Annotated in this window: 18 protein-coding genes; 7 read left to right on the top strand and 11 right to left on the bottom strand. The window is 71.0% G+C overall.

The window, feature by feature from the left end; all coding sequences use genetic code 11:
• Positions 1-14: 14 nt before the first annotated feature.
• Positions 15-539 (bottom strand): type II TA system antitoxin MqsA family protein, encoded by a 525-nt coding sequence (locus tag IPJ59_RS35460; protein ID WP_293247243.1) that lies wholly within the window; start codon positions 537-539, stop codon positions 15-17.
• On the bottom strand, positions 536-877 hold the full coding sequence (locus IPJ59_RS38535; protein WP_366524762.1) for a DUF4258 domain-containing protein: 342 nt from the start codon (positions 875-877) through the stop codon (positions 536-538). Before IPJ59_RS38535 ends, IPJ59_RS35460 begins: the two co-directional genes overlap by 4 nt.
• A 188-nt stretch (positions 878-1065) precedes the next feature.
• Between IPJ59_RS38535 and IPJ59_RS35450 the strand changes: the two genes are divergently transcribed.
• The gene (locus IPJ59_RS35450; RefSeq protein ID WP_293275632.1) at positions 1066-1965 is read left to right on the top strand and encodes an endonuclease/exonuclease/phosphatase family protein; all 900 of its coding nucleotides are present in this window, start codon (positions 1066-1068) and stop codon (positions 1963-1965) included.
• A 7-nt stretch (positions 1966-1972) separates the two neighbouring features.
• On the opposite strand, the gene IPJ59_RS35445 is transcribed toward IPJ59_RS35450, so the two are convergent.
• On the bottom strand, positions 1973-2509 hold the full coding sequence (locus tag IPJ59_RS35445; RefSeq protein WP_293275631.1) for a hypothetical protein: 537 nt from the start codon (positions 2507-2509) through the stop codon (positions 1973-1975).
• A 77-nt stretch (positions 2510-2586) separates the two neighbouring features.
• On the opposite strand from IPJ59_RS35445, the gene IPJ59_RS35440 reads away from it, so the two are divergent.
• The gene (locus tag IPJ59_RS35440) at positions 2587-3648 is read left to right on the top strand and encodes an arginase family protein (protein ID WP_293275630.1); all 1062 of its coding nucleotides are present in this window, start codon (positions 2587-2589) and stop codon (positions 3646-3648) included.
• Positions 3649-3806: 158 nt separating this feature from the next.
• The gene (locus tag IPJ59_RS35435) at positions 3807-7718 is read left to right on the top strand and encodes a M36 family metallopeptidase (RefSeq protein WP_293275629.1); all 3912 of its coding nucleotides are present in this window, start codon (positions 3807-3809) and stop codon (positions 7716-7718) included.
• Positions 7719-7830: 112 nt separating this feature from the next.
• Here IPJ59_RS35435 and IPJ59_RS35430 read toward each other — a convergent pair whose 3' ends face one another.
• Complete coding sequence (locus IPJ59_RS35430) at positions 7831-10086, bottom strand: NHL repeat-containing protein (protein ID WP_293275628.1); 2256 nt, start codon at positions 10084-10086, stop codon at positions 7831-7833.
• Between the two features lie 396 nt (positions 10087-10482).
• On the opposite strand from IPJ59_RS35430, the gene IPJ59_RS35425 reads away from it, so the two are divergent.
• Genes IPJ59_RS35425 through IPJ59_RS35415 form a run of 3 tightly spaced genes read left to right on the top strand, consistent with a single transcriptional unit; the run spans position 10483 to position 13341 of the window.
• On the top strand, positions 10483-10968 hold the full coding sequence (locus IPJ59_RS35425; protein ID WP_293275627.1) for a tetratricopeptide repeat protein: 486 nt from the start codon (positions 10483-10485) through the stop codon (positions 10966-10968).
• 32 nt (positions 10969-11000) lie between these two features.
• Positions 11001-12215: a hypothetical protein gene (locus tag IPJ59_RS35420; RefSeq protein ID WP_293247219.1), complete on the top strand. Its 1215-nt coding sequence runs from the start codon at positions 11001-11003 to the stop codon at positions 12213-12215.
• A 10-nt stretch (positions 12216-12225) separates the two neighbouring features.
• The gene (locus tag IPJ59_RS35415) at positions 12226-13341 is read left to right on the top strand and encodes a hypothetical protein (RefSeq protein ID WP_293275626.1); all 1116 of its coding nucleotides are present in this window, start codon (positions 12226-12228) and stop codon (positions 13339-13341) included.
• Positions 13342-13354: 13 nt separating this feature from the next.
• On the opposite strand, the gene IPJ59_RS35410 is transcribed toward IPJ59_RS35415, so the two are convergent.
• From IPJ59_RS35410 to IPJ59_RS35390, 5 genes are all read right to left on the bottom strand, one after another.
• On the bottom strand, positions 13355-14437 hold the full coding sequence (locus IPJ59_RS35410; protein ID WP_293247213.1) for a DUF481 domain-containing protein: 1083 nt from the start codon (positions 14435-14437) through the stop codon (positions 13355-13357).
• A 102-nt stretch (positions 14438-14539) separates the two neighbouring features.
• Entirely contained in the window at positions 14540-15247 is a 708-nt protein-coding gene (gene rpe, locus IPJ59_RS35405; RefSeq protein WP_293247210.1) for a ribulose-phosphate 3-epimerase, read from the bottom strand.
• Positions 15244-15582 carry a PilZ domain-containing protein gene (locus IPJ59_RS35400; RefSeq protein WP_293247207.1) on the bottom strand — a complete coding sequence of 113 codons (339 nt, stop codon included), beginning with the start codon at positions 15580-15582 and terminating at the stop codon, positions 15244-15246. The genes rpe and IPJ59_RS35400 overlap by 4 nt, the downstream gene beginning before the upstream one ends.
• Positions 15583-15599: 17 nt before the next feature.
• Complete coding sequence (locus IPJ59_RS35395; RefSeq protein ID WP_293275625.1) at positions 15600-16592, bottom strand: zinc-dependent alcohol dehydrogenase family protein; 993 nt, start codon at positions 16590-16592, stop codon at positions 15600-15602.
• Positions 16593-16673: 81 nt separating this feature from the next.
• A complete protein-coding gene (locus IPJ59_RS35390) occupies positions 16674-17318 on the bottom strand; it encodes a TrmH family RNA methyltransferase (RefSeq protein WP_293275624.1) in 645 nt (214 codons plus the stop codon).
• A gap of 205 nt (positions 17319-17523) precedes the next feature.
• Here IPJ59_RS35390 and IPJ59_RS35385 point away from each other — a divergent pair, with 205 nt between their 5' ends.
• Positions 17524-17730 (top strand): hypothetical protein, encoded by a 207-nt coding sequence (locus IPJ59_RS35385; RefSeq protein ID WP_293275623.1) that lies wholly within the window; start codon positions 17524-17526, stop codon positions 17728-17730.
• 15 nt (positions 17731-17745) lie between these two features.
• Here IPJ59_RS35385 and IPJ59_RS35380 read toward each other — a convergent pair whose 3' ends face one another.
• Both IPJ59_RS35380 and IPJ59_RS35375 read right to left on the bottom strand, forming a co-directional pair.
• Positions 17746-18855 carry a serine/threonine-protein kinase gene (locus IPJ59_RS35380; RefSeq protein WP_293247197.1) on the bottom strand — a complete coding sequence of 370 codons (1110 nt, stop codon included), beginning with the start codon at positions 18853-18855 and terminating at the stop codon, positions 17746-17748.
• Between the two features lie 207 nt (positions 18856-19062).
• A complete protein-coding gene (locus IPJ59_RS35375; RefSeq protein WP_293275622.1) occupies positions 19063-20037 on the bottom strand; it encodes a hypothetical protein in 975 nt (324 codons plus the stop codon).
• Positions 20038-20089 lie beyond the last annotated feature (52 nt).

The following is a 20089-nucleotide window of genomic DNA, read 5'->3' as shown; positions in this document are numbered from 1 at the left end:
CGGTGCGCTCGCGATCAACAACAAGCCGGAGCGGCCATACCAGGAGTCATCGGGCGGCTCCAGTGGTCCCTGTGATGCTGCACCTTCACAGGGGGATGGGGCTTCGTGCGCCCTTCCTCCAACCCTTCGGTGTCGTGGATCGAGTAGTTCTCGATCGGTTTTTCTTCGGCCACGTACATCCGCAGGAGACGGTCGTGAGATTCTGCCATGTTGAGGGTGCCTGCCTCCCACCGCGATACGGTCTCCGGCGCCACTCCCATCTTCTTGGCGAAGTCCTTGGACGACCAGCTCAGCGTCTTACGGAGGAAACGGATCTCAAAGCTCTCGAATCGAGTTTTTTGATGGATGAGGTAGTCCGCCAGAACCGTATGAAGCCCCGCCAAATCTGGGATCTCCACGCCTCCGCCCTCCTCGCAACCGGGACATGTGCGGATCACGACCTCCTCTAGCCATACGTAAGGAAGGCCGCTCGCCTTGTAATGATAGGTCCCCACCCTCTTCTCCAGGGCGGTTCCGCAGAACGGGCAGGTCGTCGTCATGCTCTTGACTCCAGTCTGATGGCGGTGATGAGACAGACCGCACCTTCTTCAAAGACGAACACGATGCGGAACTTGCTGGTCCCCATGCAGTATCGCCACTTCCCCGCCTTGAACTCTTGATACTGCTCCCAAACAGCGCCGCCACGAAAGACGTTGAGTACATCCGTGGTCTCCATCGCGTGGTCTGCCATGCGATCGAGCGTGTGGGTAGGGAAGATGATGGTATCGGGGGTCGCTAGGAAGCGCTTTACACGTCTCCGTACCTCCCCGGATGTAAAAGGCTCCTTTGGCTCTTTCCCCTGCCTGGCCTGCTTCGCAGGTCCCGACTCCTGGGCCATCTTGGGCCGGTCTTGATTCTTCGTCAAGTTTTTTCCTCCTGCGGCGCCATTGGCGCGCGCTTGTTATAGCCCGAGAGACTCCCGTGTCCAGCGCGGTTGTGAGCTACCTATCAACTCATGTCAGCGAGCCTGTCCGTCGTCACCCATCCGCGACGGACACACTCCGGCGTTATCCTCGCGGCGTCGCCATGCCGAATCGTCGCCGTCGTCGCCGCCTCGCGTTGTTCGCCCTGCTCGCCGTCGTGGTGCTCGTATGGTGGTGCGGGCGGCCAGCCCCGCTGACCCTGGGGACCTTCAACATCCGCGTGTTCCCCGACACGCAGACCCGCCCCGAGGCGGTCGCGGCGGCGCTCGCGGAGCTCGACGTCGACGCCTTCGCGGTCCAGGAGATCCGCGACGTCGAGCTGTTCACCGAGCTGCTGCGCAACGTGGGTGCAGGCACCGGCCGCGAGTATGCGGCGGTGATGGTGCCGTACTGCCCGCGCAGCGAGTTCACGCGGGCGCTCTCGCTCGGTGTGGTGTACGACGCGCGCCGCTTCACCCTGATCTCGCAGCGCCCGCTCGCGGGCGCCGGCAAGTGCGCGAGAGACCAGCCGCACGGGATGGTCGCGCTGCTGCGCGAGCGCGACGGCAAGCCCCTCGCGCTCGCATCAGTGCACATGAAGGCGGGCGGCGACCCGAGTGACCTCGCGGCGCGGCGGCGGCAGTGGACCTGGCTGCTCGCGGCGCTGCCGGGACTGCGCCGATTGTTCGACGCGCCGGTGGTGATCGCGGGTGATTTTAACAGTACGGGGTATCTGCGGCAGGGCAGCGACGAGCGGCGATTCATCGACCACGCGGTCGCAAGCCACGGGCTCCAGCTGCCCACCGGCGCGCTGGATTGCTCGGAGTACTGGCTGCCGAAGGGCAGCAAACAATACGCGGTGAGCCTCCTCGATCACGTGCTGGCCCCGGCCCAGCTGCCATTCACCGCGACCGAGGTGCTGGGGATGTGCGCGGCGCTGCAGTGCGCGCCGCAGTCGACGGCGCCGCCGGGCTTCGACGCCGTCTCCGATCATTGCCCGGTGCGCGTCACGCTGGGCGAGTGAGGCTATCTCACCGGCGCGGCGTGATCGCCTCGATGCGGTCCCACCCGAACAGCCCCGCGCGGGCGACGATCGTCACGGCCTCGCCCTCCGAGAGGCGCATCACCAGGCGGCTGTTGCCGTGGATCGCCAGCTCGGCCTCGCCGGGACGGTAGCCGCGCAGGACCACCTGCCCGGGCCCCTTCGCCGCGTGGCTGCGCCGGAGCACCTCGGAGGCGTGCTCGCTCGCCGGCGAGGGATCGAGGTAGGCGTTGGCGAACAGCCCGAGCGCGATGCCCCACAGCGGCGGGGCCAGCCACAGCAGCAGCCCGCCGGGCGCGTCGTTCGCCTCGACCTCGCCGGCGACGAAGGCGGCCGAGCGACGCAGGAGCCGCGCGTGCACGACCGCGAGGGCGCCGCGCAGGGCCAGCGCCAGGGCCACACCAGCGGCGGCCGACAGAAAGTACGGGTACCAGTCGAGGGTGTCGACCAGCTGCCAGGCGGCGATCACCGGCAACACGGAGGCGAACACCGCGACGTTCTGTACGACCGAATAGCGCCACTGCATGCCCCACGATACCGCCAAGGCGCCGCGAGTGTCGCGCGGCGCGGCGCGCTCGAAAACCTGTGGTAGAGGTGCGCGCCATGGCTCCCGACTTCGACCCGAACGCCCCCTCGTCCCCCGACTCCGGCGTCTTCGGCCTGCCCCACGGCGAGGCCGAGGCGGCGATCGTGCTGGTGCCGGTGCCGTGGGAGGTGACGACCTCGTACGGCGGCGGGACGGCGGGCGGGCCCGCGGCGATCCTCGCGGCGAGCCGTCAGGTCGACCTGTACGACCTCGACGTCGAGCGGCCCTACGCCGCGGGCGTGCACATGCTCGCCGAGTCGGCGAGCGTGAGCGCGTGGAACAGCGAGGGCCGGGCGCTCGCGCAGCGGGTGATCGCGGCCGGGGGAGCCCACGGGGACCCCGCGCTCCTGGCCGCGCTGGCGCGGGTCAACGCGCTCGGCGAGGCGCTCAATGACTGGGTCGCGGGGGAGACCGAACGGCTGCTCGCGGCCGGGAAGATCGCGGGCATCGTCGGCGGAGACCATTCGGTGCCGCTCGGCGCGATCGCGGCGGTGGCCCGGGCGCAGCTAGCCCGGCGTGAGGGGATCGGCGTGCTCCACTTCGACGCCCACGCCGACCTTCGCCGGGCGTACGAGGGCTTTCATTGCTCGCACGCGTCGATCATGGACAACGTGCTGGAGCGCGTGCCCGGGGTCAGCAGATTGGTGCAGGTGGGCATCCGCGACGTCTGCGAGGAGGAGGTGGAGACGATGCGCCGCCACGGCGAGCGGGTGCGGGTGTTCTTCGACCGCGACATCGCCCGCCGCCGGCTGTCCGGCGGATCGTTCGCCGATATCGTCGCGGAGATCGTCGCGGCGCTGCCCCAGCGGGTCTGGGTGTCGTTCGACATCGACGGCCTCGACCCGCGCCTGTGCCCACATACCGGCACGCCGGTCCCGGGCGGGCTCGACTTTCACGAGGCCGTGTTCGTGCTCCGGGAGGTCGTCCGCGCCGGTCGGACGATCGTCGGCTTCGACCTCAACGAGGTCGCCCCCGGGCCCGATCCAGGCGACGAATGGGACGGCAACGTCGGCGCGCGACTGCTGTATAAATTGGTGGGATTCACCCTGGCCAGCCAGGGACGGGCCAGACTGCTATAAGCGCGGGCCCGGCACGAAGTGCCACGAATACGCGTCCTTGACGCGACCACGACCGGCACCGATCCATCCTCCCTGGACGAATAATCCCCGCAATTTACGCGGGTATTCATGTGGCGAAATCGCTCGCGTCCTCGGTGCTCCCCCCGGTAGGATGGACCGTGCTCACGTTTCGCTCCATCAGCGCGGCCGCTCTCCTTCTCCTCGTTGCCGGTGACGTGCACGCGAGCACGCGGCCGGTCAACGGCCCGTCGCCTGCCGCGGCGCCGACCCCACCGCTGGCCCCACCGTTGGCCTCTGGCCACGTCGCCGTGCTGGCCCACGACCCCGGGCGCGGCGTGCCCTCGCTGCTGTGGGCGCCCTCCCCTGAGCCGGCTGCCGTCCCGCGAGGAGGCCTGCCGATCGCAGCCGCCGCGCGGCAGCACCTCGGCCGCCACGCGCGGCTGTACCGGGTCGGGCGGGCGGCGCTGGCCGGGCTGCAGCTGCGCTTCGTGCACGACACCGGTCGCGGCGGCATCATCGTCGCGCTGCGGCCGAGCGTGGCCGGGGTCGAGGTCTTCCGCGGTGACGTGAAGCTCCTGCTCGACCGCCAGATGCGCCTGCTCGCCATCTCCGGCGCGCCGCATCCGGCCGCCCACGCCGGCAGCGCCCGGCCCTTCACGCTCGGCCCCGACGCGGCCGTCGTGCGGGCCCTCGCCGACCTCCACGCCGAGCTGCCGGCCCCGCGTCTGCTCGCCGCCGGCACGCGCGACGGCTGGACGCGGCTGCGACTGGCGCCGACCGCCGACCTGCAATTTCGTCAGCCCGCGCGCGTGAAGCCGGTCTACTTCCCGGTCGGCGACGCCCTGGTGCCCGGCCACTTCGTCGAGCTGCAGGTCCAGGTCCGCGGCGGCGCGCTCGAGGTCTTCCAGTACGTCATCGCCGCCGACGACGGCCGCGTCCTCCACCGCCACGACGCCACCGCGAGCGAGGCGTTCAAGTACCGCGTCTGGGCCGACGCCGACGGCGACCACCGGCCCGCTGACGGACCGCTGACCGACTTCACGCCGCACCCGACCGGCATTCCGGGCAAGGGTCCGACGGATGCGACCGCGCCGAATCTCATCACGATGGACGGCTTCAACACCAACCCGGACGACCTCGCCGACCCCTGGCTGGCCCCGCTTGCGACCACGACCCGCGGCAACAACGTCCACGCCTACGTCGATCACAAGAACCCGACCGGCCTGCAGATCGATCAGGGCGAGTTCCTGGGGGCGACCACCGCGCCAGGCGTGTTCGACCGGGTCTACGACGTCAAGGCCGAGCCGCTGGCGAGCGTCGATCAATCGATGGCCGCGATCACCCAGCTCTTCTATGTCAACAACTGGATGCACGACTGGTGGTACGACTCGGGCTTCAACGAGGCCACCGGCAACGCCCAGGAGGACAACTATGGCCGCGGCGGCGCCGAGCACGACCCGCTCCTGGCCGAGGCGCAGGACGCCGCCCTGGTCGGCACTCGCAACAACGCCAACATGGCGACCCCGGCCGACGGCGCCTCGCCGGTGATGCAGATGTACCTGTGGTCGCCGCTGGTCACGGCCGGCCTGACGGTCGACCCGCTGGCCAAGAGCTTCGCGGTCAACAGCTCGAACTTCGGCCCGAAGAACTACGACAAGACCGCGACGCTGGTGCTGATGCAGGACGGCGGCGGCATGAGCGTGACCGACGGCTGTGAGCCGGCGGTCAACGACATCGCCGGCAAGATCGTGCTCGTCGATCGCGGCACCTGCAGCTTCGAGACCAAGGTCTCGAAGGCCCAGGCCTCCGGGGCGATCGGTGTGCTGATCGCCAACAACGCCAACGGGCCGTTCACGCCGGGCGTCGACAACAACATCCCCGACCCCACGATCCCCAGCCAGGGCATCACCAAGGCCGACGGCGCGACCCTCAAGGCCGCGCTCGTCGACCCGCAGTCCGCCCACATGACCGGCCTCTCCACCGTGGTCGAGCGCGACGGGACGATCGACAACATGATCGTCGCCCACGAATGGGGCCACTTTATCCACCACCGCCTGGTCGACTGCGGGAACAACCAATGCCGGGCCCAGAGCGAGGGCTGGGGCGACTTCAACGCGCTGCTCATGATGCTGCGCGAGGGCGACGAGCTCGACGGCGTCTACGCCGGCACCACCTACGCCAACTTCGACGTCAGCGGCTACTTCGGCATCCGCCGCGTGCCGTACTCGGTCGACACGGACAAGAACGCCCTCAGCTTCCGCCACATCGCCGACGGTCAGCAGCTGCCGCAGAACCACCCGCTCGGCGCCACCGGCGGGCCCAACAGCGAGGTCCACAACGCCGGCGAGATCTGGGCGACGATGCTGTGGGAGGCCTACATCGCGCTGATCAAGGCCAACCCCAAGCTCAGCTTCGACGAGGCCCGGCGGCTAATGAGCGACTACGTGGTCGCTGGCATGATGCTGACGCCGGTCGACCCGACCTACACCGAGCAGCGCGACGCGCTGCTGCTGGCGATCAAGGCCGCCGACGCCGCGGACTTCCTGACCGTCGCCGGGGCCTTCGCTACCCGCGGCGCCGGCAGCTGCGCCGTATCGCCGCCGCGCGACTCCACGGACTTCATCGGGGTCAAGGAGTCCAGCGAATTGCGGGCCAACGCGACCATCGTCGGGGTCAGCCTGGCCGACGATCTGCTGTCCTGCGATGACGACGGGTACGTCGACGTCGGCGAGCTGGGCACCCTCAAGGTCGACATCGTCAACATCGGCGCGGCGGCGATGGCGAAGGGCTCGACGGTCGAGGTCATCAACCCCGATCCCGCGCTGGTCTTCCCGCTGGGCAGCGTCACCGAGCTGTCCGCGCTGGGGCCGCTCGAGCAGACCACCGCCCTGCTGCAGCTCGCGGTCGACGACGGCCTCGCCGTGCACCTGCCGCTCGCGATCAGCGTGCGCCTCACGACCCCGGGCGGGTGCACGGAGACCGTGGAGACCTTCCTGCGGGCGGACCTCAACGGCGACGTGCTGCCGGAGTCTTCGCAGGTCGAGGACGTCGAGACGCCCGCGAGCGCGTGGAGCATCGGCGGCACGGAGCCCGAGGGCACCGTCTGGGGCCGCGCGGCCGCGGTCGACGGCTTCCACTGGCACGGCGCCGACATCGGTCGCGCCAGCGACACCTGGCTCGAGTCGCCGTGGATGCTCGTGTCCGCCGACGAGCCGCTGGTCATCTCGTGGGACCACGCGTACAGCTTCGAGTTCTCCGACAACACCTACTGGGACGGCGGCGTGTTCGAGATCTCGCCCGACGGCGGCAAGAGCTGGCAGGACGTCCTCGACTTCACCGCGCAGGCCGGCTACGACGCCCCGATCAACAGCGAGGCCAACCCGCTCGACAAGCGCCAGGCCTACGTCGATAAAAACCCGTCTTACCCCGACAGCGACACCCAGGTCATCGATATCGGCGACGCGCTCGCGGGCGCGGAGATCAAGTTCCGCTTCCGCATCGGCACCGACGCGGCCGCCGGCGCGGCCGGCTGGGACATCGATAACATCGTGGTCGAGGGCATCACCAACTCGCCCTTCGCCAGCTGGATCGCCGACGCGGCGATCTGCGCCGAAGAGGGTACGAGCAGCGGCGGCGACAGCAGCGGCGGCGGGGCGAGCACTGGCACCGACGGCGTGACCGCGAGCAGCTCGGGTGATGCCACCGGCGCGACGAGCAGCGACACGAGCGGCGCGACGGGCGGGACCACCACGGGTGGCGCGAGCACGAGTGGTACTGGCACGGGTGGTACTGGCTCGGGCGGCACCGGCTCGGGTGGCACTGGCTCGGGTGGCACTGGCCCGGGCGACGAATCGGGGTCGACCCCGACCACCACCGCGGGCCCGGCCGCCACCGGCAGCTCGGACAGCTCCGGCGGCTCGGACGGCGGCGGCGAGCTGGCGCAGGACAGCGGCTGCGGCTGCAGGCTCGACGAGCGTGATGGAGGCAGGCTGGTCTGGCAGCTCGCGCCGTGGCTGGGCCTGCTCGGCCTGCGTCGGCGCCGGCGCGAGCGCCCGGCGCCCGTCCAGTGACGCGGCCGAGCGCGAAGTGCCACGAATGCGGGACCGCTCGCGCGAGCGCCCGGCGCCCGTCCAGTGACGGGGGCCGGGCGCGAAGTGCCACGAATGTGGGAGGGCGCGCGCCTCAGGGCGCGGCGACGATCTGCACCGATTCGGGGTTGGCCGACGCGATCTCGGCGGAGGCGGCGATGTTCTGCTCGCCGATCAGCGCGAGCACGCCGTCGTAGCGCTGCACCAGCGAGTTGGCCTTCTCGGCGACGTAGAGGTTGGCGCCGTCGAAGGCGATGTCGACCGGGTTGCCGAGCTTGGTCTGGTCGCCGCGGATGACCGCCTGGACCGCGACATCGCCGTCGGCCGCGTCGGCGCCGGCGATGACGAAGATGGCGCCGTCGGTGGTGCTCTGGACGCTGCCGACGTCCGAGACGATCACCGTGTTGCTGCCGGCGTCGTAGTGGATGCCGTGCAGGTTGACGCCGATCGGCGCGTTCTGGTCGTCGGTCGGGGTGATCGTGCGGGTCGGGCCGCCGACGCCGAGGTTCAGCAGGGCGTCGTCGAACACGCGCAGCTTGCCGTCGGTGCTGGCGACGTAGAGGCGGTCAGTGGCGTCGTCGTAGTCGACGTCCCAGGCCGCCACGCCGCCGATCTCGACGAAGCTGGCGAGCGGGACGTCGTCGCCGAGCAGCGTCGAGTCGAATACCTTGATGTCCACGGCGCCGAAGTCGACGACAAAGAGGCGGTCGGCGTCGGCGAGGTGCAGCGCCTTGGGGGCGACGATCTTGGGGTTGACGCCCCACAGGCGGCTGGCGACGGCGCTGGTGCTGCCGTCCGCCGCGGTCGCGCTGAGGGCGTCGATGGTGAAGGCGCCGCCGCCCCCCGAGAAGGCGGGCCCGTCGAAGCTGACGTGGCCGTCGCCGGACGGGGCGATGACGAGGCTCTGGATCGAGTTGACGGTGCCGAGCTTGTCGAAGGTCGCCAGCGGGTTGATGTCGACCATCGGGGCGGCGAGCGCCAGCGCCATATCGGCGTCGAAGCCGGGCGGGTTGGAGCTGACGATCAGGTTGCTGGCGGCGACCACGGCGACCGACTCGGGCTTGGTCACGGCGAGGTTCTTGCCGAGCTCGAACATGCCGGTCATCAGGTTGCGCGTGTACACGATCACCGCGTCGTTCGCCTTCTCGGCGACGTAGAGGTTGGTGATCAGACCCGGGCGCAGCTCGATGTCGACCGGGTTGCCGAGCTGACCGCCCTGGATGCGCTGCTTGACCTGCTTGAGCGCGGCGGCGGTGTTGGCCGACTCGATGACGAAGAGCTGACCGTCGGTCGTGTTCATCGCGTCGCCGACGTCGCTGAGGTAGAGGACGTTGCTGTCGACGGCGATGCCGTGGAGGTTGACGGAGATCTTCACGCCGGCGTCGGCGGGGACGATCGTGCGGTCGGGGCCGGCCTGGCCCATCGCGTCCTTGAAGTCCTCGTAGACCTGCACCTCGCCGTTGGTGCCGGCGGCGTACAGGGTGTCGGCGTTGGCGACGTAGTGGACGTCCCACACCGCCGCCGAGCTGCCGAGGTCGGTGATGGTGAAGAGCGGGGCCACGTCGCCGTTGTCGTCGAAGTCGAAGACCTTGAAGTCGGCGGCGCCGGTGTCGGCGACGACGAAGGTGCCGGTCGGGCCGGCCGCCTCGACGCCCTTGGGCGCGATGAGGCCGGTGGCCGGGCCGGCGATCACGCGGTCGCCCATCCCGAGCTGGCCGTTCATCGGGTTGATCGCCAGGTTGTCGCGGAAGATGACGCCGCCGACCCCGGCCGGGGCGTCGAAGCTGATGAAGGCGTCGCCGCTGCTGTTGACGCCGATGCTCTGGATGCTGACGACCTCGCCCTCGACCAGCAGCGTGACCTCGGCGGCCGAGAGGTCGAAGGGATAGCGGACCAGCGCGTCGGTCGCGAGGCCCGCGGGGTTCTGCGTGGCCCACACGCCGGGCAGGCCGACCACGCCGCCGGTGGTGGTGTCGCCGCCGGTGCTGCCGCCGGTGGTGTCGCCGGTGCCGGTGCCGCTCGTGGTGTCGCCGCTGGTGGTGTTGCCGGTCGTGTCGCCGGTGCTCGGCCCGCTGGTGACGGGCTCGGTGGTCGAGGCGGTCGGGTCGGTGCTCGAGCTGGTGCTCGTCGGCTCAATCGTCGTCGTCGGCGGCTCGGTGGTGGTGGGCGGCTCACCGGTGGTCGGGTCGACCGTCGTCGGCGGCTTGGTCGGGTCGATCTCGGTGGTGCCCTCGGCGGTGCCGGAGGAGCCCTCGGTGACGGCCTGGATGTCATCGCCGCAGGCGGCGAGGGTCAGGGCCAGAGCGGGGAGGAGGAGGGTGTAATGGGTACGTCTATGCGTGAATGGCATGGTCATCGCTTGATCCGGAGCGCCGGTACGCCACCGCTTCGGCCGCGGGATCGCGGCGTCCAGGTGGTGATGATCACGGCCATCAAGGACCGTGATGGTGGTTTCAGGGACAGTGGGAGGGTTCGGCGCCCGCGCTCGTATGCGTGCGGGAGCACATGGCCAAAGTGACAGCTTGGCGCGAGGATCGTTGGTTGCGAAGCTCCGCGACGACGGAGCATGACCTCGCTGCCAAGATGATGGATTCACGGTAGTCAGATGCGGAGGTGGTTGTCGAGAGCGCTGTCCGCGGCGTGGCGCGCACAATCGCGGGAGCGTCGCGCGAATGTTCGCCGCGCCCGGGCGCTGGCTTGACGCCGGCCGCAGGAGGCGCGCACTGTCGAGCAGCGAGGACGCGCCGTGAAGCCTGCCCCATCGACGATCTGTGCTTCGTGGATGGTCGCTCTGACGGCGCTCGCGGGCTGCGAGCGCGCGCCCTCGCAGCCACCGCAGCCGACGACGAGCACCGGACCGACCTGCGACGCCGGCGAGTGCAACACCCGCGGGATGGCGGCGCTGTCGCTGGCACGCAACGCGGAGGCGATCTACGCCGAGGGCAAGCTGGTGCCGCTCGACCTCGCCAAGGCGCGGACGATGTACGACCAGGCCTGCGCCCGGCGCGACGCGTACGGCTGCTTCACCGCCGGCATGTTCGCCAGCGACGGACGCGGCGGCCCGCGCAGCCCCGAGGCGGCCGGCGAACGCTTCGACCAGGCCTGCACCCTCGGCCACGCGACCGCCTGCTTCAACGCCGGCGTGCTGCGGATGCTCGCCGAGCAGCGTTCTGCGGCCAACGTGTCGGCCGCGGTGGCCCGTGGCCCGGCACGCTCCAGCGGGGCGCATTGACGGCCGCGGGCGGGCTGCGTAGCGTGGGGGCCATGAACGTGCGCCTGAGTCTGGGTCTGTGGGCGGGGCTGATGTTCGCGGCGTGCGGGGGTGGCGGAGGCGGCGAGACGGGGAGCAGCGGCGGCACGGGTGAGCCGCTGGCCGAGGTCCCCTTCGACGACTTCTACGCGCGCGCCGAGGCGGCCTTCTGCGAGTGGCAAGTCGCGTGCGGGCAGTACGGGGTCGAGGAGCGCTGCGCCTCGGTCAACCATCTCGAGCTGAGGCTGTCGATGCAGCGGATCTCCGGGGTCGGCACGTCGGACGACGTCCCGCTCGACTACATGCGCGAGGCGATCGAGCTCGGGCGCATCGGCTACGACGAGGAGCAGGCCGCGGTCTGCCTCGACTACGTGCGCGGCCGCAGCTGCGAGTGGGCGCAGCTGCACGTGCTGAGCGAGGCGGAGCAGGCCGGTCAGGCCGCCTGCGCCGCGGTGTTCACGGGCCGCATGGGCCGCAACGGGCCGTGTCTGGCGGCCAGCGAGTGCGCCGGGGCGGCGATCTGCGGCTTCGACCCCACCTGCGTCGACGCCTGCTGCGTGGGCGCCTGCCGGGTGCTGCCCGAGCCGCTCAAGATCGGCGAGGCCTGCACCGGCGCCAGCCCGGGCTGCGAGCCCGATTCTTTCTGCGACTTCGACCCGAACACCGGCATGCCGACGGTGTGCACGGCGGCGCCGAAGCTCGGCCAGGCGTGCGCGCAGGGCCTGTGCGCCGACGGGGCGATCTGCGACTACACCGGCGACGCGGCGATCTGCGTCAAGCCCAAGGCGCCCGGCAAGCGCTGCTACGGCGACAGCGAGTGCGCGCAGCCGGGCGTGTGCCGCTACAACGAGAACGTCGGCGACTCGCTGTGCTTCCGGCCCTCGGCCGAGGGCGGACCGTGCGACGCTGCCAGCGGCGGCGTGCAGTGCCTGCGCTTCGACAACTACTGCGCGGCGAACAACACCTGCGCGCAGAAGCCGGGCAAGGGTGAGTCCTGCCAGGGCAGCGGCCAGTGCAAGGGCGACTTCTTCTGCTCCGAGTCACAGGGTTATCGCTGCACCCCGGTCGCCGACGAGGGCGAGCCCTGCGGCTACTCGGACCCGAACTTCGAATTGGTGCCATGCTCGGGCGACCATTTTTGCAGCGACGAGTTCAATATGGGCACCTGCCTGGCGCCCGGCGGCGCCGCGGCCTGCCCGGTGCCGGCCGACCCGGTCCCGGGTGCTTGAGAGGAATGTGATGACGAAACGCAAGTCGACCCTCCTGTGGACCTTCACCTCGGTATTCGGCGGGCTCACGGCCCTGGGCGGGCAGCTGGCCTGCACGCCGAGCATCGAGGACTACCCGCGCGAGCTCGAGGAGGCGTTCTGCGAGTGGCAGCACGAGTGCCACGCGTACGAGCGCGTGCGCGACTGCGTGGATTCCAAGCAGATCGAGAGCGACCCGCAGTACGACTACCTCGTGCGGGCGGTGGCGGGCGGCAGCATGGCCTACGACCGCGACGCCGCGGCGGACTGCCTGCACGCGATCAGCGAGCGCGGCTGCGTCGACGACGAGGGGCCCCCGCCGGAGGTGTGCGACCGCGTCTTCCTCGGCAAGATCGGCCGCAACGGGCCCTGCCTCAACTCGGCCGAGTGCGCCGGCAATGCCGTCTGCGGCTTCGACCCGACCTGCAGCGACCAGTGCTGCGTCGGCGCCTGTCGGGTGTTCGCCGACCCGGTGGCGATCGGCGAGCCGTGCAGCTTCGGCGGGGTCGCCTGCGTCCCCGAGGCCTTCTGCGCCAGCGACCCGGTCACCTTCCTGGCCACCGTCTGCACCAGGCGCGTCAAGGCCGGCGGCGACTGCTCGCTCGGGCAGGTCTGCGTCGAGGGCGTGGAGTGTGACGGGTCGATGTGCCGCGAGGTCGAGCAGCTCAAGGAGGGCGACGTGTGCGACGTGCCCTTCGCCACCTGCGTCGAGCCGGCCCGCTGCACCTACCAGGCCGAGGGCGAGCCGCCGCGCTGCGCCGTGCCGCCGACCCTCGGCGCGCCCTGCGACCCCAACAATGACACCTGCGACCGCGTCGACACCTACTGCGACCCGGCCTCGCTGCTGTGCACGCTGCTACCGGGGCCCGGCCAGGCCTGCCTCAACGGCTACACCTGCATCCCGTACACCTACTGCGAGGGCGGCGGCGGCTTCGACGAGTTCGGCGAGCCGACCGGCGACGCGTTGGCGGCGTGCACCCGCCGCGGCGGCGAGGGCGACTCGTGCGACAGCTACGACGCCTGCCTCGGCGACCTCGAGTGCATCGCGGGCCACTGCAGCTTCCCGGAGCTCACGCCGGCGCCGGTGTGCCCGGTGCCGGGGTCCTGAGGGAGGCACTGGCTCAGAAGAAGCGGTAGGTCAGGTTGACCGCCGTGATCGTGTCGAGGCGACGCACGCCGGGCAGCGGCGCGTTGTCGTAGCGCAGCGTGAAGGTGGTGGCGAAGGCCAGGTTCTTGCGCAGGTTGACGCTGAGCGCGGCGTCCCAGTTGACCCACAGCTTGGTGCGCGCGATCACCGGGTCGCCGACCTTGGGCGGGTCGACGTCGCTGCTCTTGAGCGGCGAGAGGGCCTGGATGTACTCGAGGCCGGTCATGAAGGTGACGACGTCGGAGAGCTGGTTCACATAGCCCGCGAACAGGCGCATCGAGTGGACCGCGAGCGCGCGGTCGACGATCAGCGCCGACTGCGAGAGCGGGACGTTCTGCACCGCGAGCGCGTAGCAGCTGTAGGTCATGCCGTCGCGGGAGCAGTTCTGGCGGTGGTCATAGACCCGGCGCACGTCGTACTGGAAGTCGTAGCCGACCTCGCCCCACAGGCGGTGCTTGGCCTCCTGCAGGATGTAGAACGCGAAGCCGGGGTCGACGCGCAGACGGGCTCCGACGCCGAGGAAGGGGTCGTGGCGCATCGTGGCCATCCCGAAGAACGAGATCCGCGGGTGGAAGAAGAAGTCATAACGCAGGCGGCCCTGCACGTTGGTCGCCGTCGGCTTCGACACCTTCGTGCCGTCGGCTTCGGGCAGCGAGGCGCGGCCGTAGTTGCCGACCAGACCCGCGGAGAACTCGTGCTTCTGGCGGCGAATGCGGAAGCGGCCGCCGCCGGTCATCGCCACCGACCGGGCGTTGCCGGAGTTGAACAGGCCGCCGGCGCTGAGCTCGAGCTCGGTGGCGTGGGTCACGTCCGCGGCCGGCACGACCGCCGTCGCGACCTTGCCGTCGTCGAGGTCGACCGCGCCGGTGCTCGCCGCCGCCTGCCCGCCGACGGTGCCCTTCGGGACCACCACCGGCGCTGGTGCAGCCGCTGCCGGCGCGGGCGCAGGCGCAGGCGCGGGCGCGGGCGCGGGCGCGGGGTCTTGAGCCATTACGGGATTTACGCCGACGACGAGGCCGGCGAGGGATAGGGGCAGGAGCTTCGCGCGGTTGAGCATGCCGGCCCCTTATGCCACCGTTGCTGCGCCTCGCCAAGATGCCAGCAAAACCTGCTGGCCTGGGCTGGCGATGCAGGTCAGCCTGCCCGCATCATCGCAAATTTAGCGTCGCCGGGCCGCCTCGGCGCGGGACCGCATCGCGGCGATCGCCGCCCGGTAGTCGCGGCCGAACTGCTCGCTGCGCAGCACACCGCTGCCGCTGACGAACGCGTCGGCGCCGTCGCTCGCGACCTCGTGGACGTTGTCGGCCGTGACGCCGCCGTCGACCTGCAGGCGCGTGGCGAGGCCCAGAGCGTCGATCTGGGCCCGCAGCTCGCGGACCTTCGGGCGCACCTGCGGGATGAAGCGCTGCCCGCCGAAGCCCGGGTTGACGCTCATCACCAGCACGAGGTCGCAGAGCTCGAGCACGTGGGCGACCGCGCTGACCGGCGTGTGTGGGTTCAGGCTGACGCCGGCCAGCACCCGGCCGCCGCCATGGTGGGTGAGGCCGCGGATCTGCTGCAGGTTGCGGTGCAGGTGACGGCACGCCTCGACGTGGACGGTGATGATGTCGGCGCCGGCGCGGGCGAACTCGACGACGTAGCGCTCGGGCTCCTCGATCATCAGGTGGCAGTCGAGGACCCGGCGCGTGCGCGGGCGCAGGGCCTCGACCACCAGCGGGCCGATCGTCAGGTTGGGCACGAAGCGGCCGTCCATCACGTCGACGTGCAACCAGTCGGCCCCGGCGGCGTCGAGCGCCGCGACCTCCTCGCCGAGCCGGGCGAAGTCGGCGCTCAGCAGCGACGGGGCGATCACGACGGGCAAGCTCATGGCTGGCTCAGACCCTCGAGCTTGCTGATCGCCTGCAGATAATTCCGCAGGCGCCCCTCACCGTCGCCGCGAAAGCTGCTGAACTCGACGCCCATGCCGATGCCGAGCAGGCAGTGCTTCACCCGCCCCTGCGCGAGCACCTCGCCGTGCGGCGCCGGCAAGTACAGGCGCAGGTCGAGCAGCGCGGCCGCCGGAGCCGGCGTGCCGGTGCCGAGGAACAGACCCCCGAGGCTGAGGTCACGGCTCATCACCGCGACCTGCTCCTCGTGGTCGGCGTAGCGGACCACGATCGCGATCGGAACACGCTCATGTTTGCGGCGGTCGTCGGTCTCCACGGCGTCTGTCCTCCGGGTCAGGTGGCGGGGGTGGTGTCCGGCACGATCAGGACCTTGCCGCCGCGGCCCTCGCGGGCGGCGTGCAGCAGGGCCTCGCGCGCGCGTGACAGCGGGTAGCGGGCCTCGACCGGCACGGCGATGCTGCCGTCGGCGAGCAGCCCCGCCAGCCGTCCGTAGACGCGGGCGATCTCTCCGCGATCGTGGCGGCCGAACCAGTGGACCAGCCAGAAGCCCGCCAGGCTGACCCCGCGGAACACCAGCTCGCGGCCGGCGAGCTGCGGGTTTTGCCCCGACAGCAGGCCGTAGTTGACGACCACGCCGTGGTTGTCGAGCGCGGCGCCGAGGCGAGCCGTGGCCTCGCCGCCGACCGCGTCGACGCCGAGGCGCAGCTTGCCGGCGCCGACGGCCAAGCGCGCGCGCTCGGCGAGGTCGGGGCCGTCGACCAGCACCACATCGCCGCCGAGCGCCCGCAGCGACGCGCCGGCCTCCTCGCGGCGGACCACCGAGATCGTCCGCAGGCCGAGGCGGCGGGCGAGGACGACGAGGTTGGTGCCGACCCCCGAGTTGGCCGCGTTCTGGATCACCCACTCGCCGGGCGTCAGCGTGACGTAGTCGTGCAACAGGCCCCACGCGGTCGGCGGGTTGACGGTGAGCATCGCCAGCTGCTCGCTCGGCGCGTCCGCGGGCAGCGGGAACATGCCCGCCGCGGCTGCGACCATCCGCTCCGCCCAGCAGCCGCCGGGCAGCAGCACGCGATCACCGACCGCGAGCTGCGAGACCCCGGCGCCGAGCACCGTCACCCGGCCGACGCCCTCGAGCCCGCCACGCGCCGGCAAGGTCGGGCGATGGCCATAGTTGCCCGCCAGCAGCAGCAGGTCGGCCGGGTTGATCGGGCTGCACAGCAGCTCGACCGCCACCTCACCCGTCGCGGGCACGCCCGGCTCGGGCACATCAACGACGGTGGCGACCTCGTGGGGGACTCCGAACTGGGCGAACTGGACGACCTTCATGTCGGGCGCGATCTTGCCACAAGCGGCCCGGGTCTTGCGACAAATCTCGCCGGCCACCTCACGCCCGAGCCACCGCCCGGACTACGCGAAGCGCAGCGCGTACACGGCGATCCCGAAGGCCACGCTGACGTTGAGCGAGCCCTTGAGCCCGAGCATCGGCAGCCGCAGCACCCGCTCGCAGCAGCCGAGGATCTTCGGGTCGACCCCCGAGACCTCGTGTCCCAGCACCAGCACGATCGGTGGACCTGTCCTTTCGGACAGGGCCCGCGGGAAGAAATCTTCGGCCCCCGGCCCGCCCTCGAGCGCCCACAGACGGTGCCCCGCGTCGCGCAGCCACGCCGCCGCCGCCGCGCCGTCGCGGTGCAACGTCCACGGCACCGTCGCCTCGGCCCCGAGCGCCGTCTTGGCCAGCTTCGGGTGCGCCGGCGTCGGCGTGAAGCCGGCCAGGTGCATGTGTGAAACGCCCGCCCCGTCGGCGGTGCGAAACATCGAGCCGACGTTCGGCAGGCTGCGCACATTGTCGAGCAGCGCAGCCACCGCGGGGCCCGCACCGCGGGCGGCCGCTGCCGTCTCCGGCACGCGCGCGTCGAGCGAGTCGTAGCGCACATCGATCACCGTCTCGCCGCCGCAGTGCGGGCAACGCTCGCCGAGCGGCGAGTCTGCGGCCACCGGGAAGCGCAGGCGACAGTCCGCGCGGGTGCACTGGCGAGTGACGAAGCTGGACACGGTGCGCGAGGCCTAACACTTCCTGGTATCGTCGTGGGGATGGGTTATCGCGACGACCGCGACGCCATGGCCATGCAGATCGCCGAGCTCGAGCGGGACAACGCCCGCCTGCGCGAGGCCCCTCGAGCACGCCGAGGACCGGGCCCGCGACGCCCAGGACGATCGCCACGAGCAGCGCCGCAGCGGCGCGCACAAGGCCTGCGTGATGTGCGGCGGCAGCCTGCTCCCGGTGGCGATCTTCGCCGGCCACGACACCCGCCAGCCGCTCCCCCTCAGCATGAGCACCCTGCGCTTCACCTCGCCCGCCGGCGGCTTCACCCACGCCGCCCCGGTCCATTCGCTCGCCTGCTCGAGCTGCGGCTTCATCCACAACTTCATCGACATCAGCCCCAAGGGCGGCCCCCTGCCCTAGAATTCGCGAGCTCCGTCACGGCCCGCCGCGCACCCGCGCCACCTCGCCACCGCCGTCGCCCGCCTCCGCGAGCCACAGCGCCCCCGCCGAGGCCCCGACGCACCCCGCGAGCGCGAGCCCGGCAACCAGCAGACGCCGCTGTCGTCGCCGCCGCTTGCCGTCGATCAGCACCGCCAGCAGCGCCTCCATGCTGGCGAAGCGACCCTCCCGCTCGAAGCACAGCCCGCGCAGGATCGCCGCGCGCAGATACGAGGGCACCGCGTAGTGCGGCCGATCGACGGCCCGGATCTCCCCCGCCAGCACCGCCAGACGCAGGCCGTCGACCGTGCTGGCGACGAAGGGCCGGACCCCGTAGAGCGCCTCGTGCAGGCACACACAAAACGCGTACTGGTCGCTGCGCTCGCAGGCCCGCTCGTGCAGCAGCTGCTCCGGCGCCATGTAGGCCGGCGTCCCGACCAGGTCGCCCGGCGAGGTCAGTGTGATGCTCCCGGTGCTGTCGTGGCGCCCCGTCGCCGCGCGACCGCTCGCGTCGTGCTCGAGCGCGATGACCTCGGCCGTGCGCGCCAGCCCGAAGTCCAGCACCTGCGCGTGGCCACCCTCGCCGACCACCACGTTGTCCGGCTTGAGGTCGCGATGGATGATGCCCGCGCGATGGGCCGCCGCCAGCGCCTGGCCGATCTGCACGAACACCTCGAGCACGCGGGCGAGGGGCGGCCGCGCGGTCAGCCACTCGCGCAGCGTCGCGCCGAGGACGTAGTCCATCACGATGAAGACCTGACCCTCGTGGCTGCCGACCTCGTGCACCGCGACGATGTTGGGGTGCGACAGCCGGGCCAGCGCCTGGGCCTCACGCATCGCCCGGGCCTGGGTCTCCTGCGAGTCACCTGCGCTCCTGGCGGGGTCGCGGTGGAACATCTTGATCGCCACCGGCCGGTCGAGATCCGCGTCGTAGCCCTTGTGGACCAGTCCCATGCCGCCGCGCCCGAGCGCGCCGAGCAGCGTGTATTTGCCGATCTGCGGCAGCAGCCGCGGCAGCTCGCCGCTGGGCTCCGGCCCAGCGCAGCTGGTCGTCGGCGGCGAGCGCGAGCCGATCGCCGCCACGGTCTCTTCGAGATCTACCGCCATGCTCGCAAGCTTAGATAGATTACGCCGCACACGCAATACGGTGACATCGGCGTACAGACCGCGAATACCTCCTCGCTGTCAGCGACGTATCCACGTCACCCACCCACGAGGCATCCCTCATCATAACGCCACCGTTGCACGATCACGCAGACGCTGCAATGCAACTTCGGCGCGACCCCATATTCTCCACACGCGAGCATCGCTCGCTCAACCATTGCGGGCTCGACCACCGACACGCCGGCGCAGCAAAAGCGCGATGCCCCCGAGCAGCGCCACTCCGACCGCGATCCCCAGCACCCACGCGCGACCGAACGGCTCGCTCGCGCCGGCCCCGTCCCCACCCATGGGGCCCACGGGGCCCGCGGGCACCGTCGCGGGCGCCACCTTCGCGACCGGGGTCTGCGCAGGTCCAGGCGACACGGGAATCTCCGGAGGACGCGGCGAAGCGATCGCGGGCTCCGGCATATCCCGCGGATGCCGGGCCTCCCACCGGGCATAGGATTCTGCATACTTGGCGATCTTCTCCGGCCGCAGCGGCTTGAAGGGCAGGTCGGGGCGCCGCGTATGCCCGAGATTCAGCGTCTGCTCGCTGCCGTCGACAAAGCGATACGTCGCGGCGTCGAGCACGATCGAGATCCCCGACGAATCGACCCCCAGGACGCGGATCACCTCGTGAACCCCGCGCAGCCGCGAGCCCCTCGCGGCGACCAGAGGGTCGTCCAGAAACACAAACTCACCGCGGAGCAGCCGCGGATCGCCGGCGAAGAACTCCGCCAGCGCCGTCAGCGACAGCTTGCCCAGCTCGACCCCCGCGGCGACCTCCCGCGCGAGCGCGTAGATCACCGACCCCCGGCAGATGCTCTCCTCGGGGATCCACGCGGCCAGCCGCCCGTCGTGCAGCTCGAGATAGTTGGGCCTGTCCGCATATTCGTCCGCCGTGAAGAGCCCGGGGATCACCGGCGCGGCGCCGTCGAGGGCCGCGAGCGGGGTCGTGCAATACACCGGGAACAGATAAAATACGTGCTCCGGAAATCGTGCCAGGCCGCGGATCTCCGCCGAGGCCGTGATGGTCACCTGCCCCACGAGCTCCCCGTCGGGCAAGGCGTCGCCGCGCGCGACCACCGGGCAAAGCACGAGCGCCAGCCACACGAGGCCCGCCAGGGCGCGCACGCGAGGGTTCATTCCGCGATGCTACCGCGTTGCCGCCGCGAGCACAGCCCCGGTGTGCTTGCGC

The sequence above is a fragment of the Nannocystis sp. genome, assembly GCF_016714285.1.
Classification (GTDB): domain Bacteria; phylum Myxococcota_A; class Polyangia; order Nannocystales; family Nannocystaceae; genus Nannocystis.
The sequence above is the reverse complement of the archived record's forward strand: the minus strand, read 5'-3'. Positions and strand labels throughout refer to the sequence as shown.

What these genes read in the sequence shown, in the direction of transcription:
- IPJ59_RS35385 (WP_293275623.1), top strand. Translation starts at nt 17,524, where the DNA reads ATGTGCGGCGGCAGCCTGCTCCCGGTGGCGATCTTCGCCGGCCACGAC.
- IPJ59_RS35375 (WP_293275622.1), bottom strand. Translation starts at nt 20,037, where the DNA reads ATGAACCCTCGCGTGCGCGCCCTGGCGGGCCTCGTGTGGCTGGCGCTC.
- IPJ59_RS35415 (WP_293275626.1), top strand. Translation starts at nt 12,226, where the DNA reads ATGACGAAACGCAAGTCGACCCTCCTGTGGACCTTCACCTCGGTATTC.
- IPJ59_RS35395 (WP_293275625.1), bottom strand. Translation starts at nt 16,592, where the DNA reads ATGAAGGTCGTCCAGTTCGCCCAGTTCGGAGTCCCCCACGAGGTCGCC.
- IPJ59_RS35420 (WP_293247219.1), top strand. Translation starts at nt 11,001, where the DNA reads ATGAACGTGCGCCTGAGTCTGGGTCTGTGGGCGGGGCTGATGTTCGCG.
- rpe (WP_293247210.1), bottom strand. Translation starts at nt 15,247, where the DNA reads ATGAGCTTGCCCGTCGTGATCGCCCCGTCGCTGCTGAGCGCCGACTTC.
- IPJ59_RS35445 (WP_293275631.1), bottom strand. Translation starts at nt 2,509, where the DNA reads ATGCAGTGGCGCTATTCGGTCGTACAGAACGTCGCGGTGTTCGCCTCC.
- IPJ59_RS38535 (WP_366524762.1), bottom strand. Translation starts at nt 877, where the DNA reads ATGGCCCAGGAGTCGGGACCTGCGAAGCAGGCCAGGCAGGGGAAAGAG.
- IPJ59_RS35450 (WP_293275632.1), top strand. Translation starts at nt 1,066, where the DNA reads ATGCCGAATCGTCGCCGTCGTCGCCGCCTCGCGTTGTTCGCCCTGCTC.
- IPJ59_RS35380 (WP_293247197.1), bottom strand. Translation starts at nt 18,855, where the DNA reads ATGGCGGTAGATCTCGAAGAGACCGTGGCGGCGATCGGCTCGCGCTCG.
- IPJ59_RS35460 (WP_293247243.1), bottom strand. Translation starts at nt 539, where the DNA reads ATGACGACGACCTGCCCGTTCTGCGGAACCGCCCTGGAGAAGAGGGTG.
- IPJ59_RS35440 (WP_293275630.1), top strand. Translation starts at nt 2,587, where the DNA reads ATGGCTCCCGACTTCGACCCGAACGCCCCCTCGTCCCCCGACTCCGGC.
- IPJ59_RS35430 (WP_293275628.1), bottom strand. Translation starts at nt 10,086, where the DNA reads ATGCCATTCACGCATAGACGTACCCATTACACCCTCCTCCTCCCCGCT.
- IPJ59_RS35410 (WP_293247213.1), bottom strand. Translation starts at nt 14,437, where the DNA reads ATGCTCAACCGCGCGAAGCTCCTGCCCCTATCCCTCGCCGGCCTCGTC.